2 protein-coding genes are annotated in these 1794 nt (G+C 58.5%); both read left to right on the top strand.

Features of this window, described 5'->3' with window-relative positions:
- The coding region (locus tag H5U08_RS17660; RefSeq protein ID WP_297036122.1) for a DUF1553 domain-containing protein at positions 1 to 678 on the top strand (678 nt) is incomplete at its 5' end.
- Positions 679 to 730: 52 nt separating this feature from the next.
- A partial coding sequence (locus tag H5U08_RS17655; protein WP_297036120.1) for a DUF1501 domain-containing protein occupies positions 731 to 1794 on the top strand: 1064 nt, incomplete at its 3' end.

The following is a 1794-nucleotide window of genomic DNA, read 5'->3' as shown; positions in this document are numbered from 1 at the left end:
GACGACATCCGCGACGATAACCCGCCGAGCAATCCGGAACTCCTCGCCTACCTGGAAAAGGAAATGATCCAGAGTGGCTACAATCTGCGGCATCTCTATCGGATTATTCTCACATCCCAGACGTACCAGTTCTCTTCCATTCCCCGCAATTCATCCCCGGAAGCCATGGCCAATTTCGCGAGCTATCTGCCGCGACGGCTGGAAGCCGAAGTGCTGATCGACGCGATCAACGACATCACGGGAACAAGCGATTTGTATACGAGTGCCATCCCCGAGCCGTTCACCTACATGCCGCGGGATGTCTCCGCAGTTTCGCTGGCGGACGGCAGCATCATCAGTCCCTTCCTCACCCTCTTTGGCCGCTCGGCCCGCGCCACAGGCGCATTCAATGAGCGCTCCAACAAGCCCACGCCGTCCCAGTGGCTGCACATGCTCAACTCCAGCGCAATTTACAGCAAACTGGTGAGCGGGCCCAAACTGACGGCGTTGTTCCGATCAGGTCGCCCGATACCCGAGATTGTGGACGAACTTTATCTCACCATTCTCTCCCGCAGTCCCACCCCTGAGGAATTGCAAACCTGCAAGGAGTACATCGAGAAATCACGGTCCCGTGGGGAGGCGATGGTTGACGTGGCATGGGCCCTCATCAATTCACCGGAGTTCCTCTATCGACATTGACAATCCCAATGAGTTGCACAAAAGAACCATTCACGAGAGGGAGGCCCGAACCATGGTGAAGGAAGATCGTCTCACAGAAACCCGCGTCTCTCGCCGCGAGGTCCTGCGGCACGGAGTGTACGGTGCGGGCGGGGTGCTTCTGGGAAGCGCTTTGGCAAAATCCGTTGGCGCACAGGAGGCCGCTTCGGCGGCGCCCCCCAAGATCAAGCCCAAGGCGAAGTCCGTCATCCAGATTTTCCTCTGGGGTGGAATGTCCCATAACGACACATGGGACCCAAAACCGGGCACAGGACGGGATTATTTGGGCGAATTCACGGACGTTATCGACACCAATGTACCGGGAATTCAGCTCAGTGGCCTGTTCCCCAAACTGGCCAAGCAGGCCGATAAGTTCTCCCTTATTCGCAGTATGACTCATGGCAACAACGGGCATGAGACGGCCGCCTATATCATGCAGACCGGCCATCTGCCCGGAGAACGCCTGGCCTATCCGAGTATCGGCGCGGTCTTCGCGTACTTCAAGGGCCAGGACTACAAGGGGATTATCCCCCCCTACGTTGTTCTCACGCGATCGCCGGGCCGTTTCTCGGAAGAAGGTTTTCTGGGCCCCAACTACAAGGCCTTTGCGACAGGCGGCGACCCGAACGCGGCACGGTTCGAGGTGGAGGGTGTCGTGGCCCGGGGAATCACCGACGACCGTCAAAAGGCCCGACGCGAGTTGCTGGACAAATTGAACACGTTTGGACGGCTGGTTGTTGACCATCCCGAAATCGCTTTGGCCGAAGAGAGCAAGCGAAGGGCGTATGAGCTGATCCTCGGGCCAGGTCGAGAGGTATTTGATCTCAGCAAGGAAGACCCGAAACTCCGGGATGCCTACGGCCGGCACACTTTTGGACAATGCTGCCTAGTCGCACGACGGCTGGTGGAAGCCGGGGTTCCCTACATTGTCATCAACTATCCCGGCGGGTGGGATACGCACAGCAACCATTTCGTCACCATGCGGCGGCAATGCCCGCAGCTCGACGAAGGACTGGCTATGCTCCTGCAGGACCTCCATGATCGCGGCCTCTTGGAGACCACACTTGTGTGGTGCACGGGCGAATTTGGGCGAACGCC

This window comes from Thermogutta sp. (genome assembly GCF_014359955.1).
Lineage (GTDB): Bacteria > Planctomycetota > Planctomycetia > Pirellulales > Thermoguttaceae > Thermogutta.
The sequence above is the reverse complement of the archived record's forward strand: the minus strand, read 5'-3'. Positions and strand labels throughout refer to the sequence as shown.